The organism is Aliivibrio friggae, assembly GCF_057368515.1.
This window is the reverse complement of sequence record NZ_CM170648.1, coordinates 1,504,622-1,520,967: the sequence shown is the minus strand read 5'-3', so window position 1 is coordinate 1,520,967 and position 16,346 is coordinate 1,504,622. Positions and strand designations below refer to the sequence as shown.

Genomic DNA, 16,346 nt, shown 5'->3' with positions numbered 1-16,346 from the left:
TCTCATTATTACCCATTAAGTTGGTACGGTTATTGCGATATAACACCTAGAAACCAGTCACAGAACTGAATAGGCCCAAATGGGGTCAAGAATAGGTGAAGCAATGTTAACCCAATTTTTAGCACAATCTGAAACAACGAATGCCAAAGCGCGTCAGTTCGCTATTGCGCAAACCGTTGAGTTAAACAACTTAATCCCACCAACGGTTAGTTACGAAAGCCGTGGTAACTTGATCATCATTGGACCTACCAGCATTATTGTTGATGTTGCCGAGCAGTTCTCAGAGCTGAACAGCATCACACTGGTATCAACCGAATCCGATGCACACGATAAAGAGACTGAAAGAACGGTTTACCATGCTAAAGATTTAAGCATTAAAGGCTTTTTAGGCGCATTTGATGTTGAGTGTACGCTAAATGGTGAACGCGTTAATCTAGCAAAAGCAACCATTGGTGCCGCTGCATTCGATCTTGTGTTAGACATGAAACTAGACAGTGTAATGTCAGAGCAAGTGCCAGTACCTGGTTACTATCCTGTAGGTCGTGGCTACCCAACACTTGCACAAGTGCTTGATGAATTACCAGCGCTTGTTGGTACGTTTGATAAACCAAAATACTTTCGCTTAAATCCAGAGTTATGTGCACACAGTTCACGTGGTGTAAAAGGGTGTGAGCGTTGTGTTGATGCTTGTCCTGCTGGCGCACTAACTAGTGAAGGCTCTGAGCAAACAGGCCACCACATTCAAATTAACCCATACCTTTGTCAAGGTGTTGGTACCTGTGCCACGGCTTGTCCGACTGAAGCTATTAGCTATGCATTACCAGAAGCGGAAAAAACACAAAACTTCGCAACTCGTCTATTAGCAAACTACAAGAAAGAGGGTGGTGAAACACCAATTATCGCTTTCTGTAGTGATCGCCATGAAAACTTTAATGTGATGGCACTAAAAACCATGCCAGATCATGTTATCCCAGTAGTTCTTGATGAGCTTCTTTCTGTCGGTATTGATACATGGTTCTCTGCACTTGTTAATGGTGCCGCACAAATCCTTTTCATTGCCAGCCGCAGAATGCCAGAAACCATTCAGCGTGTATTAACGCAAGAAGTTGAAATCGCACAGGTTTTCTTATCTCAATTAGGGTTAGATCCTCAACGCATCCAAGTGGTTTACATGGAAGCGTTACACGAAATGACGCTTGTCGATACGCCATTAGCGGTAATTGAACAACCTTTAACAGGCAATAAGCGTGCACGTTTAATGGGCGCGTTAGATCACCTTGCTGCTGATGCGACTTCAAATAATATCGAAATTACCGAAATTCAATCTCTTCCTTCTCATGCGCCTTATGGCAGTGTGAGCTGTGAAACTAAAGACTGTACTTTATGTATGAGTTGTGTGGCGGTTTGTCCGACTCGTGCACTGCACAGTGATCCAGATTCACCAACATTAAAATTCATTGAGCAAGATTGTGTTCAATGTGGCCTTTGTGTTAGCGCCTGTCCAGAAAAAGTATTGAGCATGAAAGTGCAAATGAACTGGAGCCAAGCAGAGCGTCAAGAAACACAAATCATGCATAAAGAAGATGCCGCTTGTTGTATTACTTGTGGAACGCCTTTCGCTCCAGCATCAATGATTGAAATGCTAAGAGTTAAGTTACAGGGTAACCCTCACTTTAGTGATGAAGCTTCTATCAGTCGTCTATACATGTGTGAAGATTGTCGAGTGAAAGACATCTTTACCGATCTGTCTGCAAACCCAGAAAAACAATTAAAGGTGTAATGACCATGAATGAACAACAACAAGTAAGACAAGAAATCTATGGTTTATTAGCGCATTTGTTTCGTATTGCACCAGATCAAATGGTGATTGATTGGTTAAGTACCCTTGAAGTTGAAGGCAATGACAATCATGAGATGAGTCAAGCATGGGTTGCGGTTTCAAAAGCGGCTCAAGAATCAAATCAAGAAGCACTAACAGACGAATACCAAAACCTATTCATTGGCGTTGGCCGTGGTGAAGTGATGCCGTTTGGCTCATGGCACATAGCGGGCGCTTTAATGGAAAAACCGTTAGTTGCCCTTCGACAAGATCTAATGCAATTAGGTTTTGAGCGAGCAGATGACGTAAAAGAGCCTGAAGATCATATCTCAGCATTATGTGAAGTTATGGCTATGCTTATTGAAGCGAATGATGCAGAAGTTCTGCAACAACGATTCTTTAACCGTCATATTCAACCTTGGTATGTCGCACTGTGTGAGCAAATCAATAACGCTGAAAATGCGGATTTCTACAAATCAGTGGCACAACTAGTTGAGGCGTTTTTCATTGTAGAACAAACGCGCTTTGCAAAAAATCCAAACGCAATTGAAGTCACAGAAGTATAAAAGTTGTTGTGACTTAAAAGAATTAAAACCATAAAAACAGACGCCCATTCCAAGTGAATTGGAAGCAAAGGAGCATTGAATGAGCAATAAAAATACGGACCTAAACCGCCGCACGTTACTGAAGGGCCTTGCAACTGCAGCTGCCGCAGGAACAGTAGCCGCAGCCGTTTCAGGAACAGCAAGTGCAAGCACAGTAACGGATAAAAAAGACGTTGAGAAGAAAGGCGATGGATATCGCGAAACTCAACACATTCGTGACTATTACGATAGCCTATAACGGAGCTTAATAATGAAATTGACTAAACGTTCCGATTCGGTACAAAAGCAAGAGAACCAGCTGGGCATTACACGTCGTATGTTCATGCGTACTTCAACGATTGCTGCGGGTGCAGTAGCAAGTGCAAGCATGTTTGTTCCAAGCATGATGAAAAAAGCACAAGCGAAAGAAGTGCCAGTTGATGCGCCAACAGAAGTGAAACGTACAATTTGTTCACACTGTTCTGTCGGTTGTGGTATCTACGCTGAAGTACAAAATGGCGTATGGACTGGTCAAGAGCCAGCATTTGATCACCCATTTAACGCAGGCGGTCACTGTGCAAAAGGCGCAGCACTGCGTGAGCATGGTCATGGCGAACGTCGTCTAAAATACCCAATGAAGCTAGAAAATGGCAAATGGGTAAAACTGTCTTGGGATCAAGCGATCGAAGAGATCGGCAACAAAGCACTTGAGATCCGCAAAGAATCAGGTCCAGATTCAGTGTACTGGTTAGGTTCTGCGAAGCACAACAACGAACAAGCGTATTTGTACCGTAAAATGGCATCACTATGGGGTACAAACAACGTCGATCACCAAGCGCGTATTTGTCACTCAACCACAGTAGCCGGTGTTGCAAACACTTGGGGCTATGGTGCAATGACGAACTCATTCAATGACATGCATAACTGTAAATCTATGCTATTCATTGGTTCAAACCCTGCAGAAGCTCACCCAGTAGCAATGCAACATATTCTGATCGCAAAAGAGAAGAATGGTTGTAAGATCGTTGTTGCCGACCCACGTCGTACACGTACAGCAGCAAAAGCGGATCACTATGTTTCATTGCGTCCGGGTTCAGACGTTGCCTTCATTTGGGGCGTTTTGTACCACGTTTTTGCAAACAAATGGGAAGATCAAGAATTCATTAACCAACGTGTGTTTGGTATGGATGAGATCCGCACAGAAGTAGCAAAATGGAATCCAGCAGAAGTTGAGCGCGTAACAGGCATTACAGAAGCTGAAGTGTACGAAACTGCAAAATTGCTTTCAGAAAACCGTCCAGGTTGTGTTGTTTGGTGTATGGGTGGTACTCAACATACAACAGGTAACAACAACACGCGTGCTTACTGTGTGCTAGAACTTGCACTTGGTAACATGGGTAAATCAGGTGGCGGCGCAAACATCTTCCGTGGTCACGATAACGTACAAGGCGCAACGGATTTAGGTGTTCTTTCAGATACGCTTCCTGGCTACTACGGTGTTGGTGAAGGCGCATGGAAACACTGGACTAAAGTATGGGATCTTGATTTTGAGTGGGTGAAAGGCCGCTTCGATCAAGGCAAATACAACGGCAAAACGCCGATGAACAACTTTGGTATTCCTGTATCTCGTTGGGTTGATGGTGTTTTAGAAGACAAAGCAAACATCGAACAAAACGACAATATCCGTGCAATGTTTTACTGGGGTCACGCAGTAAACTCACAAACACGTGGTACTGAGATCAGAAAAGCAATGAAACAACTGGATATGATGGTCATCGTTGATCCATACCCAACCGTTGCTGCTGTAATGAATGATCGTACTGACGGCGTATACCTTCTTCCTGCAACAACGCAGTTTGAAACGCACGGTTCAGTAACGGCATCAAACCGTTCATTCCAATGGCGTGAGCAAGTAATTCAGCCGTTGTTTGAATCAAAACCTGATCACGAGATCATGTACCTACTGACTAAAAAGTTAGGTTACTCAGATCAACTGTTCAAAAACATCAAAATTGATGAGAACAATCAACCTGTAATTGAAGACATTACTCGTGAATTCAACAAAGGTATGTGGACAATTGGCTACACAGGTCAAAGCCCAGAGCGTATTAAAGCGCACACACAAAACTGGCACACGTTCCACAAAACAACGCTAGAAGCAGAAGGCGGCCCAGTTAATGGTGAAACCTACGGTCTTCCTTGGCCTTGTTGGGGCACGCCAGAAATGAAGCACCCAGGTACGCACATTCTTTATGATACGTCTAAACCTGTAGCGCAAGGCGGCGGTAACTTCCGTACTCGTTTTGGTGTGGAATTTGAAGGCGAAAGCTTACTAGCAGAAGACAGCTACCCAGTAGGTTGTGAGATTGAAGATGGTCACCCAGAATTCACTGACAAACTGCTTAAGCAACTTGGTTGGTGGGACGATCTGACTCCAGCTGAAAAAGCAGCAGCAGAAGGTAAAAACTGGAAAACCGATCTATCTGGCGGTATTCAACGTGTTGCTATTAAACACGGTTGTATGCCTTTTGGTAATGCAAAAGCACGTGCGATTGTATGGACGTTCCCTGACCGTGTTCCACAACACCGTGAGCCGTTATACACACCACGTCGTGATTTAGTTGCTGATTACCCAACATGGGATGACCGCGCGGCTAACTTCCGTATTCCAACATTGTACAAAACAATTCAAGACCAAGATAAGTCAAAAGAATACCCAATTATTCTGACTTCAGGTCGTCTGGTTGAGTACGAAGGTGGTGGTGAAGAAACACGTTCAAACCCATGGCTTGCAGAGCTTCAACAAGAAATGTTTGTCGAAGTTAACCCGAAAGACGCAAACGACATCGGCTTTAAAGACGGTGACATGGTTTGGGTTGAAGGTGCAGAGAAAGGTCGAATTCACGTTAAAGCAATGGTGACACGTCGTGTTAAACCTGGCTTAGCGTTCGTACCATTCCACTTTGGCGGTAAATTCCAAGGTGAAGACTTAACGACTAAGTACCCAGAAGGGACAGTTCCATACGTTATTGGCGAAGCAGCAAACACAGCAACCACTTATGGTTATGATCCTGTAACACAAATGCAGGAAACCAAAGTGACACTATGTAAAATCACGAAAGCGTAAGGGGTGATATAAAATGGCTAGAATGAAATTCTTATGTGACACCAAGCGTTGTATTGAATGTAACGGCTGTGTCACAGCATGTAAAAATGAAAATGATGATGCACTTGAGTGGGGCATCCAACGTCGTCGCGTAGTAACACTAAACGACGGTGAGCCGGGTGAAACATCAATCTCTGTTGCATGTATGCACTGTACAGATGCGCCTTGTATGGCGGTTTGTCCTGCGGATTGTTTTGAACACACAGAAGACGGCATTGTATTGCATAACAAAGATCTTTGTATCGGTTGTGGTTACTGCCTATTTGCTTGCCCATTTGGTGCGCCGCAGTTCCCTAAACAGGGTGCGTTTGCTGAGCGTGGCAAAATGGACAAATGTACATTCTGTGCCGGTGGACCAGAAACAGAAGCAGGTTCAAAAGAAGAGCGTGAAAAATACGGCGCAAACCGTATCGCAGAAGGCAAATTGCCAATGTGTGCTTCATTATGTTCAACCAAAGCACTGCTTGCTGGTGATGCAGAGAAAGTATCTGACATCTTCCGTCAACGTGTTGTAGAGCGTGGCGCAAAAGACGCAGGTTGGACAAACGGTGAAGACTTATCGTTCGATGCGACTAAGAGCTAATCCGGTGGAGAGAGCGATGTTGAAACAACTAAAACGTCTTTCTCTTTCGTTATTGCTGCCAGTATTGGCAGCATTAACACTGACATTTGCTATGCCTAGCATGGCAAATGACAGTGTAGCCGCGAAAAGTGCAGAGAAAGAGATGACCCAACTTGGTGGTGCTGATTTTTGGCGTCAAGTAAGAGCGGGCGAAGAAGGCTATACGACCTCACAATCACCAGAGCATGGTGTGCTTATCAGTACGGCTGGCGAAACGTGGTATGTGTTAAAAGAGAAGTGGATGTCACCATTAGGTGCATTAGCGATCTTTGGTAGTTTAGCAATGGTGACACTGGCGTATTTTACCATTGGTCCCCTAAAATTAAGCAAACCAAAAACAGGACGTCGAATTCAGCGTTGGAGCAAAATGGACCGTGCATTGCATTGGAGCATGGCGTTCACGTTTTTAACACTGGCGTTCAGTGGTTTATGTTTGATTTATGGTAAGCACTTTTTAAAACCAGTATTACCAACCGATATTTGGGGCATGATTATTTATGCCGCGAAGCAGTATCACAACTACATGGGCCCAATCTTTGGCATTCTATTAATGACTGTTTTAGTGAAATGGTGGAGAAAATCCATTGTAAACAAAACTGACATTCAATGGTTCATGAAAATGGGCGGTATGGTTGGTAAGCATAAAGGCTCGCACCCATCAGCAGGTTTCTCAAACGGTGGTGAAAAAGCGATTTTCTGGCTTCTAATCTGGTTTGGTGCAATCGCAGCGATCAGTGGGTTTGTACTAGATTTCCCTATCTTCGGCCAATTACGCCGTGATATGGAATTATCGAGCTTAATCCATATGCTTGCAGCGTTGATCTTGATTTGTGGTTTCATCTTCCACATCTACATCGGTTTATTCGGTATGGAAGCTGGACTAGAAGGCATGGTGACAGGCGATGTTGACGAAACATGGGCTAAAGAACACCACGATTTATGGTATGAAGAAGTAAAAGACTTACCAGAGAATCAGCCAAAAGATAAAAACAGCTAATAACGAGTTAAGATTCGTATAGCGAAAATTTGTAAAACTAAAAGCCGAGCAGGGTAACTTGCTCGGCTTTTTGACGTTTAAAAAACAGCCTTCTCACACTTAGTCACGATGTCGGTCCTATTTATCTTTGCTATATTTATAATGTTCTCAAAAATTAATCTTGAATAAATAATACTAAGAACGCTGTTGATTTGTGTAGAAGGGAGGCGAAATGGAACTATTACATGAAGAAAAAGTATGTTGCCCTTATTGCAATGAAGTGATTGTAATTGTCGTTAACTCTGAAGATCTTGACCAAGAATATATTGAAGATTGCAGCGTTTGTTGCCAGCCGATTAGAGTTCAGGTTACCACCAACATCAATGATGAATTAATGGTGATGACCTATGATGAAAATGATGCCTAATCGGTCATACTTAGATGTGATGTCTGGTATTTTTTCTGAATAAAGAGTAGTCGTAGTCTCTACTAAAATAGATATGCGTTGCCATTTTAATAATCCAGTAAAAATTCTCTTGATCTAAACTTAGCTTGAGGTTTTATGCTTACCCCAAATAAAAAGAAGGGGATAGGCTATGCAAAATAACTACATAAAAGAATTAGCAATTAAGAGTTATCAGAAAGAGATAACCAGAGAATATATCAACTCAAGAAAACGTACATTTCATTACCCAAGCTTTTTTTCTGGGCTAATTGCAGCGGTGTTTCTGGTTGGTTTTTTTTGATTTAAACGAAATATGGTATTTGAAAAATCACATGGAAGAACGTAATCAATATTTATATAAGGGAAGTAAATGAATTTTAATCAAGTTACGTTGGCGGTTCATGACATAAATTTGGCTGTCGATTTTTATAAAGCTCTTGGGTTAACTCAAATTGTTGGTAATGAACACTACGCCCGTTTTTCGTTTCCTGATGGTGATGCAACATTCTCTATTTACCTAGATACTGATAAAAGGAGGCTTGATTGTCGAGCTATTATTTACTTTGAGCATGAAGAACTCGAACAATTGGTAGAGTCGCTAAAAAGTAAAGATATAGTCTTTTCTCAAGAACTGACAATGCAATCTTACCTATGGAAAGAAGCGGCATTAAGTGATCCTTCAGGAAACAGAATAAAATTATATTGGGCTGGTGAAAATCGTTTGAACCCACCTTGGAAACTGAAGAGCGCACCTAATAAGGGAGATACCTTAACTTAGCAAAAACCCAATCAATATCCTTCAGGCTATTACCAATACTATCAATAGGTTGAATCATCAAAAAGTATGAGTTCGAAAGCAAAATGAAAAGAAATAGAATGAAATCCAGTTATGAAAGGGTATGATATACGAATGAAAAACATACATCGTCATTAATTTTTAACGACAAGATTAGAAATCAATAAGTTCGTTGAGAATTAGGGGTGTATGTATAAGGGTTATATTGGCAAAAGGTGAATTATGTTTACAGTGGAAATTGATAGTGAATTGAAATTGGCACTTATTGAGCCATCTTTTGCGAAAAAGTACTTTGACATCGTATCAAAGGAAGAGGCCTATTTGTCTCAATGGCTAGCTTGGCCACCACACGCAAAATCAGAAGATTTCTTTCTACGCTTTGTACGTAAATCGTTACTTGATTATGCCGAAGGCAAAGGAATGGTTTGTGCCATGATTTACCAAGGTGAATTAGTCGGTAATGTCAGCTTCAATACGATTAATCATAATTTAAAAATGGCTGAGATTGGTTATTGGCTCAGTGAGTCTTATCAAGGTAAGGGCATTATTACTCGCGCTGTCTCTAAGTTAATCGAGATTGCTTTCACAGATTTACAGCTTGAGAAAATTCAAATAGCAGCAGGCGAGAATAACCTACCAAGCCGTAAAGTTTGTGAGCGTTTGGGTATGACATTAGAAGGCATCATTTCTAATCGCGAAAACCTGAATGGTCGTATTATCAACCATGCTGTGTATGGTTTATCGAAGCAGGTTTAGTGCCAATAACATAATCCAAAATATGATTAAAGTTTGGGTTTACCGCATAAAGCGACACGTTGTCGCATAGCATGAATTCAGCGATGAATGTCGAGTGGCTTATCATTTTGATTTATTTAAGTTTAATGAAAAGGCTAGTAAGCCTTAATAGAATAACTAGAGACAAATGTGGTAGGGAACTATAAGGCATTTTGTCGTAGAAAGAGCGTTAGCACCCCAAGTCCGAAGGAGATAGAGTGTTTACACAAGAAGAAGTAAAAACGTTTTTGATAAAATATGGGAAAAAGTGGTTTTTTCCTGACTTCACAAATAAATTAACTTGGTTCGTTACTTCGCTTGGCGGAACGATTTTACTTACGCCAACAGTTCTTAAAGAAGTGCTAATAAACTGGTTAATAAATACTCTTAATTTGAATTCTGGTGAATTAGTAACTTTAGCTGAGTTAGAGTCGAGTTATACTGACTCCATTATTGGTTTTGGGCTTATATTTCTTGCTCTAGCCTATAATTTATCAAATAAATATCTCAACTATATTTCAATTGTAAAGCCAGCTCAGATCACTAAACAAGCTCAAGTTGAAACAGATAAAGTATTATTCGCATCTTTTCTAAAGGACTTTCCCTCAAATGGCGTAAGTCTTGAGTTGTTGAGAGATCATGATTTTTACAATGGTTTCCATCACAACTCTGTGGATAAACTCGATGAATTTGTTGGTACTTGGAATACTGCTGAGATGGAGTTTTTAGACGAAGACATAGAGATGAAAAGAAAAGAGCTACATACAAATTGTGTTGTTTTTAACCATAAGTTAGCACTTAAAGCACATTATATAAATGGCGGTCCAATTTTAAGTTGTGTACCTGATGGCTTTCGAGGGGCGTTTACCTTGCCAGAACACGTCGAAAAACCAATTGATGAGCTTAATGAACTTTCTCGTCAATGCTATGAACTTCATCAGGAGTTCATCAAATTCGTACGCGGCACACTAAAGTGCTAACAAACAATTTAAGAGTGATTCCCCACGCTTGGCATTTTTGGTTTGGGTTGAGTTTAGTGTTTACGGTGTCCAAGTTGAGTGACGTGGTAGCGTGGCTCACACCTTAATTGGGCGTTATACAAATTTATCTAGTGAGAGTACTTTGAAAGTTTTAATCCAAATATTATCAGCCTTAGCATTCCTCATTTCGATTGGATGGGCGGCTTCTGAATTTACTTATGAGCCTTTAATCGTCACCATAGGTAGTGCTATCGCATTTTTCACTATAATGCATAGCGAAAAGAGAAAAAACACGGCTTATGGTCGTGAAGATGCTCCTCGTTTTTATGGGAAAATTGCTAAAGACTATGACGAGCGCAACACTCAGTTTTTAAAAGAATCTCATATCAACACAGTAAAGCATTTGAAAAAAGCCATTGATGATCTGGACTCTGCGTCAGTGCTAGATCTAGGTGGTGGCACTGGAATTAATGTTGCGGCACACTTTTTTAATCGTAGTAACGTTACATGGAATTATGTTGACGCATCAGCAGAAATGAAAACTGCATTTGAGAAAAATGTAGAAATGGCAGACTTCCAATTCACTGCAAAAATGTCTGATTTAAATGATTTTTTAAATAAATGCGATGACAAATTTGATGCTATCGTCGTTTCTTTTGTTTTGACATCTCTTCCATATCAATTCGATATAAAGAAAGCTGCAAATTTGCTCAAGCCTAATGGCTCCCTCATTATCGCCGATATCGAACCTGAATACACCGCAAAGTACCCTGAGTACACAGTAAAGGTAGGGGAAGAGTACCATTCACTTTTAGTTAGTCCGGTAAATGCACTTGATATAATTGAAAAAGGTTTAAACGAAAGCTTAGAACTGAAGTTTTGCCAAAGCATCAAGAAAAATGATGGTCAAAGGTATGCGTACGTAGTGCATTTGAAGCAACCATTTGTATAACAAAGCATTTAAGACGGATTATCAACGCTTGGCAATTTCAGTTTGGGTCGGCTTTAGTGCTGAATGTGGCAAGGTTTAGGCTTAGGTGGTCGCGTTGTTCACCACTTAATGCGGCGTTAGAATATTAAGTGAAAATATGAAATATATATGTGCTAAATGCGTAAATAATACAATTCTTAAATTGTACTTAGATAATTCTGATTTAAACGGAACCTGCAATTATTGCGGAGAACAAGGGGGTAAAATAGTTAGTGCTGATAAGCTTATTAAATTTGCCGGTGATAGATTGGTTGCATCATTATACTCAATTGATGATGCGACAGATTACGAAAGAGGAATGTTCTTCGAGTGTGGTAGTGATGAACATCCATTTACTGAGATTGCGTATATCATTCAAGATTTAGATGTTGGTGATGAAGGTTTTGAGGATGAATTAGCCGATTATGTTTATAGTACCTCTGAAAGTAAGGAAGACTTATTCATTTTAGATTATGGTGAGCATAGTAATAACTCTTATAAATCTAAGTGGAGTGACTTTGTTGAATCTACCGCTCATAAGCATCGATTTTTCAACAAAAATGCGAAAGTGTTCTTGGATGACCTATTTGAGACAGTATTAGATAATGGAAAAGTTAGAGATAATTTAATTACTTCATTAGATACATCTACACAGCTTTTTCGCGCAAGAATTGCGAACGATGAATTCACTAGAAAGCAAATAGTTGCCAATCCTGCATCCCAGTTAGGTGCAGTACCTGAATGGTTGGCTAGTGATCAAAGGATGACACCAACGGGAATTTCTTCACTTTATTGTGCACTTGAGCGTGAAACTTGCTTTAGCGAAGTTCGTGCGATCACAGGTGATATCGTTATATCAGGAGTCTTTCAACCAACGCAAGAAATGAAGTTCTTAGATCTAACAAAAATTCATGAGTTAAGTCGGCTCACTGTTGACCCATTTCACGAGAGTTTTTCTGATTTCTCGCATAAGAGTGAGTTCTTAAAAGACTTAATGTTTCTTATGTCTAAGCCTGCGTCTAAAAATAATTCGTCGAGTTACTTATCTACACAAGTTATTTTTGAATATTTATCAATAAAGTTTGGTGACAAGTTTTCTGGATTAATTTTTAACTCAGTACAGACTGACTCAAATGGTACTAATGTAGTGTTTTTCCCTGAATGTTCAAAAACTATTCCATCTGAAAAATGCTCTCAGGATGTTATATCAATCAGTGAGCATCACATGGATTTTTATGAATTTCAAAGTTACTACTATTCAGTAACAAAAGGCGACGCACCATCAATATCTACAACGTACCCTCAAGCCATGTTGAAATTTGTTGATGGCAGTTTAGTATTGTCAAAGGTCAAAGCAGTTATTACAACAACTGAAGATATAAACATTGAAGTGTCTGTGAGTTAATATTCTAACAAACAATTTAAGAGTGATTCAGCACGTTTGGCATTTTTGGTTTGAATCTAGTTCAGTGTTTACGGTGTTCAAATTGGGTGTAGGGGTAGAGTGCTTCACACCTTAATTGGGCGTTATATTTTCTTGGAGTACGTCACAAAATTTAAATATGTCAATAAAACCAGTGGTGTATATACACACATGTATCTAAAGTGATTTTTATTTGCTATCAAATGAGACATGTATATGAGCCAAAAAAAGTTGAGTTTAGTGTACCTTGGCGGAGCCCTAGCTGCAGCACTTTACATTTGCCAAGAGTTTATGTTTGATGGAGCTGGTAATACCAAGGAATCCAAAGCTTATGCTTATAGTTTTCAGCTTAATTATTGGGCTGGTAACTTACACGACAAGTTCAGAAGAGTGCGTGAATCTGGTTCTGCAAGTCAGTTGATACTTGGAGATCAACAAGTAAAAGTGAATAAAGAGTTTTTCGTTAATCTTCACTCGTACCATAGGGAGATGAAAGACATACTTCGTGTACTCCAATATCAATATCAAATTCCCCTGAATATCATTACTGATATTGAAGAAATGTCAAAGTACGGTTTTCATACCACCGATGATGTCGAGAGCTTTGGTGATGAGTGGAAGAAGTTAGAAGCTTTGCTTAATGAGCATACTCAACGAGAAAAAGCTCTGGAAGAGTATTATCCCAAACTAATTGAATTGTTTTCGTTTGATTATGAACAAATGACTGATGATGAAAAGGTTGATATTACTGTTAAGCAGATAACAGTGCTCAAAGAGCTGTATTCGAGTGAGTTATTATTTCTCAAAAATAATAGCGATCTATTTGAATTTGTAAGAAAGCTCGCTGAGCAATCACATTACTTTTTGAATATATATGAACAAGTCCTAGAACGTTACAATAGCAAAGTAGACTCTCTAGAATCCCTTAAGTTGATTGTAATGTCGTTACTTACGCTACTTTCAATTGTAATAGGAGTGAGGTTGGAACGAGACGAATAAAAATATAACAAGAAATTTAAGAGTGATTCACAACGCTTGGCGCTCTCACTTCAAGCAAGTTTAGTGTTTATGGCGCTATGGTTTAGTTTAGTGGTAGCGTTGCTTACACCTTAATGCGGCGTTAAATGAATAGGAGTTATTGTGGAGCTATCATCTGAAATATTTTCAAAGATTATTGGTGAGTTTAGCTATAAGGGGAAAAGCAAAGCAGGTCTTAATAATATAACGTTTTTTCTAGGTGCAGGTTTTTCAAAATCATGGGATGAGAGATTTCCTGTTGGTAATCAACTTTTTAATCTTGAGTATGATTACTGGAGTTCTAAATGTAGATATTTAGAACCATACCTAACAACACATGGATATGACTTTTTTGAGGATATTACGCCGGTTAAGTTTAAAGAGATTGTTTACCAACTTGGTATGTATAAAAAATATCCAGAAATAAGACCTAGATATATTGACGATGGGAATATACAACTAGTTGAATCTGAATTGCGTGCTCTTGTATTAGAGAAGTTTAAGAGTATGGCGCCACTTTACTATTACAATGAAGATACACATAAAATTGAATTTGAACATGAGCTAAATGAGGCTCAAGATTCAATAATGGGGTTGTTTGATATGTTAATGCGTGAAGGTGATGGTTCACAAGGAGTGACTGAAGGGATACGAAGTCATATATTAACCACAAATTACGATTTTATTCCCGAGGCTATTTTAGATTCAATCCTAGCACCTGATGACTCATTTTTGCTTTACACGTATAGAGGTATTACGCCACATCGAATATCAGGTAATGAAAACCCAACAGTAGTCCATGATAATTGGTTAGTTAATAGCTTGTTCAAAGTTAATGGTGGCTTTGAAATTTTCCAAAATAATAATCAATTCGAATTGGATTACAGGTGCCGTGATTTTGAGCAATCAAGGAGCAATCCACCTCAAATAATGTTGCCATCAAACGAGCAGGATTATAAACAAGAATATTTTAAAGCTCTGTTCCCAAAATCCATTCGCCTACTTCAAGAGTCTAGAATCTTAGTTATAGTTGGATATAGCTTACCAGAAGAAGATGCACTGATTCGATTTTTAGTTAAGCAGTTTGCTGAAGATCGAGTAGATGGTGATAATAAAGTAATATTCTATGTAGACATATCTTCGGAGGAAGAGCAGTTGTCTAAAATATCGAGTATTTTTCCTCACGTTAACGAGAAAAGAGGCGTTACAGTGTTTCCATATTGCGGCAGCTTTGACAAATGGGCGAGAGAGGTGATTGATCATCATCGCAGATCTTCTTGACTTCTATACGCAACAAACGTTTAGAAAATTTGGTGGGTTTAATCATTTAACAAACTGTTTAAGAGTAATTCGCAACGCGTGGCATTTTTACTATGCGTTACGTTTAGTGTTTAAGGTGGTATGCGGCGGCATCAGTATTGCGTTGCTCACACCTTAATGCGGCGTTAGTTTACAAGAGTAGCAAGGGATTTTATTCCAAGAGATTGTCAGGTTATTGTGCTTTTCACCTGTTGGTTTGCTAATCACAGGAACTTTCCGGTGGCACTATATGGGAAGCGTTCGGGGTAGTGCAGTCACTTACTGGCTCTAACTTTTTCGTGATAGTTCTTTGGTGTGGTTTCTTTTTCTTGGTGGCTAATTCATGAATATTGGTTTTAGTCGCACTTGGTTGTCAGGTTAGTCAAACGAATCCTTTGCCAGTAAAAATACTTCGAACTGTGGTTTTTTGCGTATGTCGCTTCTTAGCTAAGAACATTTTGTTGGTTGGGTCTGAGTTTTGTAGTCTTCGGTTTTACATTTGTGATCTAAGTCAGTAGTTTTGTAACCAATTCAGCACCTTGGTGCTAAACTTAGGCTGCATCATGTAGGTAAACTAACAAGGCATTTAAGACAGATTCGCAACACTTGGCGTTTTCAATTCAAGTTGAGTTTAGTGTTTACGGTGTAATGGTTTAGTAAGGTGGTAGTGTTGCTCACTACTTAATGCGGCGTTAGCTTCTAGTTTAAATTTCGGCTCATTTATAGGTTTATAGAAAAGGAAAGCACTTTGAAACTCAATAAGTTTCTGCTAGAAAACAAGAAAAATCTAACTGACTATGGTCTAAGCGGACTGGGTAGCTTAGTCGATGATTATTTAACAGAACCTGAATCTCTTTTGCATAAAGCTGAAAAAGCATTGTTAGAAAATGATGATTTTTCCGAAGTTCATAGGTTATTAACTAAATCAATAGAAACTCAAACAGTTTCTTTGTTAAACAAGCTGGGGATAAAAGAACCAAAAGCTTTTCAAGTGCAGATCTCCTTAGTAAATCAGCTCGGAATTTTAGCCCCAAGAATTTTAGTGAAAATTGAAGGTTTACATAACAGCTTAGAAAATTATGGCGAAGATGAAAAAAAAGAAAAGCTAGAAAACCAGCTAGATATAACCAGTCTCTATATCAAAACCACAAAAAGGTTTATGAATAATTTTTTTCAAGATTTTGAGATGAGTTCTCATGAAAGCCCCCCTAATTGGAATAAGATCAATAAATATAGTTGGTTAGGAAGTGCTAAGCACGGTTTCAAAATTCTATTTCATGAAAAAGGGAGGCCTCACATACAGGCTATAGGTGTTGTTGATTATTCAGAAGTTATGAATTATCGAATTAACAGTTCAAAGAGTGACTACATTCCTTTACTTCGAGCCTTTATAAAACTTAGTTTATGGGACATTGACCCTGATTCTGTCTTTGATGAATTATGCCACGAAGTTCTTGAGGTAGTTTAGAGAGATT

Annotated in this window: 15 protein-coding genes; all 15 read left to right on the top strand. The window is 39.4% G+C overall.

Going from position 1 to position 16,346, the window contains the following annotated elements; genetic code table 11:
- Positions 1–103 precede the first annotated feature (103 nt).
- The 15 genes from AC2INI_RS07100 (at position 104) to AC2INI_RS07030 (ending at position 16,339) form a co-directional block, all read left to right on the top strand.
- Positions 104–1,780, top strand: coding sequence for a 4Fe-4S dicluster domain-containing protein (locus AC2INI_RS07100; protein WP_486304443.1), 1,677 nt, complete (start codon positions 104–106; stop codon positions 1,778–1,780).
- A 5-nt stretch (positions 1,781–1,785) separates the two neighbouring features.
- Positions 1,786–2,385: a TorD/DmsD family molecular chaperone gene (locus tag AC2INI_RS07095; RefSeq protein ID WP_486304442.1), complete on the top strand. Its 600-nt coding sequence runs from the start codon at positions 1,786–1,788 to the stop codon at positions 2,383–2,385.
- Positions 2,386–2,464: 79 nt separating this feature from the next.
- Positions 2,465–2,662, top strand: coding sequence for a twin-arginine translocation signal domain-containing protein (locus tag AC2INI_RS07090; RefSeq protein WP_045101998.1), 198 nt, complete (start codon positions 2,465–2,467; stop codon positions 2,660–2,662).
- 12 nt (positions 2,663–2,674) lie between these two features.
- The gene (locus AC2INI_RS07085) at positions 2,675–5,530 is read left to right on the top strand and encodes a formate dehydrogenase subunit alpha (protein WP_122034642.1); all 2,856 of its coding nucleotides are present in this window, start codon (positions 2,675–2,677) and stop codon (positions 5,528–5,530) included.
- 13 nt (positions 5,531–5,543) lie between these two features.
- Entirely contained in the window at positions 5,544–6,152 is a 609-nt protein-coding gene (gene fdh3B, locus AC2INI_RS07080) for a formate dehydrogenase FDH3 subunit beta (RefSeq protein WP_045102000.1), read from the top strand.
- Between the two features lie 16 nt (positions 6,153–6,168).
- Entirely contained in the window at positions 6,169–7,188 is a 1,020-nt protein-coding gene (locus tag AC2INI_RS07075; protein WP_122034644.1) for a formate dehydrogenase subunit gamma, read from the top strand.
- A 211-nt stretch (positions 7,189–7,399) separates the two neighbouring features.
- Positions 7,400–7,594: a zinc ribbon domain-containing protein gene (locus AC2INI_RS07070; RefSeq protein WP_486304441.1), complete on the top strand. Its 195-nt coding sequence runs from the start codon at positions 7,400–7,402 to the stop codon at positions 7,592–7,594.
- Between the two features lie 388 nt (positions 7,595–7,982).
- Entirely contained in the window at positions 7,983–8,390 is a 408-nt protein-coding gene (locus AC2INI_RS07065) for a VOC family protein (protein ID WP_486304440.1), read from the top strand.
- A 240-nt stretch (positions 8,391–8,630) separates the two neighbouring features.
- On the top strand, positions 8,631–9,164 hold the full coding sequence (locus AC2INI_RS07060) for a GNAT family N-acetyltransferase (RefSeq protein ID WP_486304439.1): 534 nt from the start codon (positions 8,631–8,633) through the stop codon (positions 9,162–9,164).
- 236 nt (positions 9,165–9,400) lie between these two features.
- Complete coding sequence (locus AC2INI_RS07055; RefSeq protein ID WP_486304438.1) at positions 9,401–10,162, top strand: hypothetical protein; 762 nt, start codon at positions 9,401–9,403, stop codon at positions 10,160–10,162.
- 142 nt (positions 10,163–10,304) lie between these two features.
- The gene (locus AC2INI_RS07050; protein WP_486317268.1) at positions 10,305–11,114 is read left to right on the top strand and encodes a class I SAM-dependent methyltransferase; all 810 of its coding nucleotides are present in this window, start codon (positions 10,305–10,307) and stop codon (positions 11,112–11,114) included.
- A gap of 136 nt (positions 11,115–11,250) precedes the next feature.
- Complete coding sequence (locus AC2INI_RS07045) at positions 11,251–12,537, top strand: RES family NAD+ phosphorylase (protein WP_486304436.1); 1,287 nt, start codon at positions 11,251–11,253, stop codon at positions 12,535–12,537.
- Between the two features lie 234 nt (positions 12,538–12,771).
- Positions 12,772–13,554: a hypothetical protein gene (locus tag AC2INI_RS07040; RefSeq protein WP_486304435.1), complete on the top strand. Its 783-nt coding sequence runs from the start codon at positions 12,772–12,774 to the stop codon at positions 13,552–13,554.
- A 141-nt stretch (positions 13,555–13,695) separates the two neighbouring features.
- Positions 13,696–14,853 carry a hypothetical protein gene (locus AC2INI_RS07035; protein WP_486304434.1) on the top strand — a complete coding sequence of 386 codons (1,158 nt, stop codon included), beginning with the start codon at positions 13,696–13,698 and terminating at the stop codon, positions 14,851–14,853.
- A gap of 766 nt (positions 14,854–15,619) precedes the next feature.
- Positions 15,620–16,339: a hypothetical protein gene (locus AC2INI_RS07030; protein WP_486304433.1), complete on the top strand. Its 720-nt coding sequence runs from the start codon at positions 15,620–15,622 to the stop codon at positions 16,337–16,339.
- Positions 16,340–16,346 lie beyond the last annotated feature (7 nt).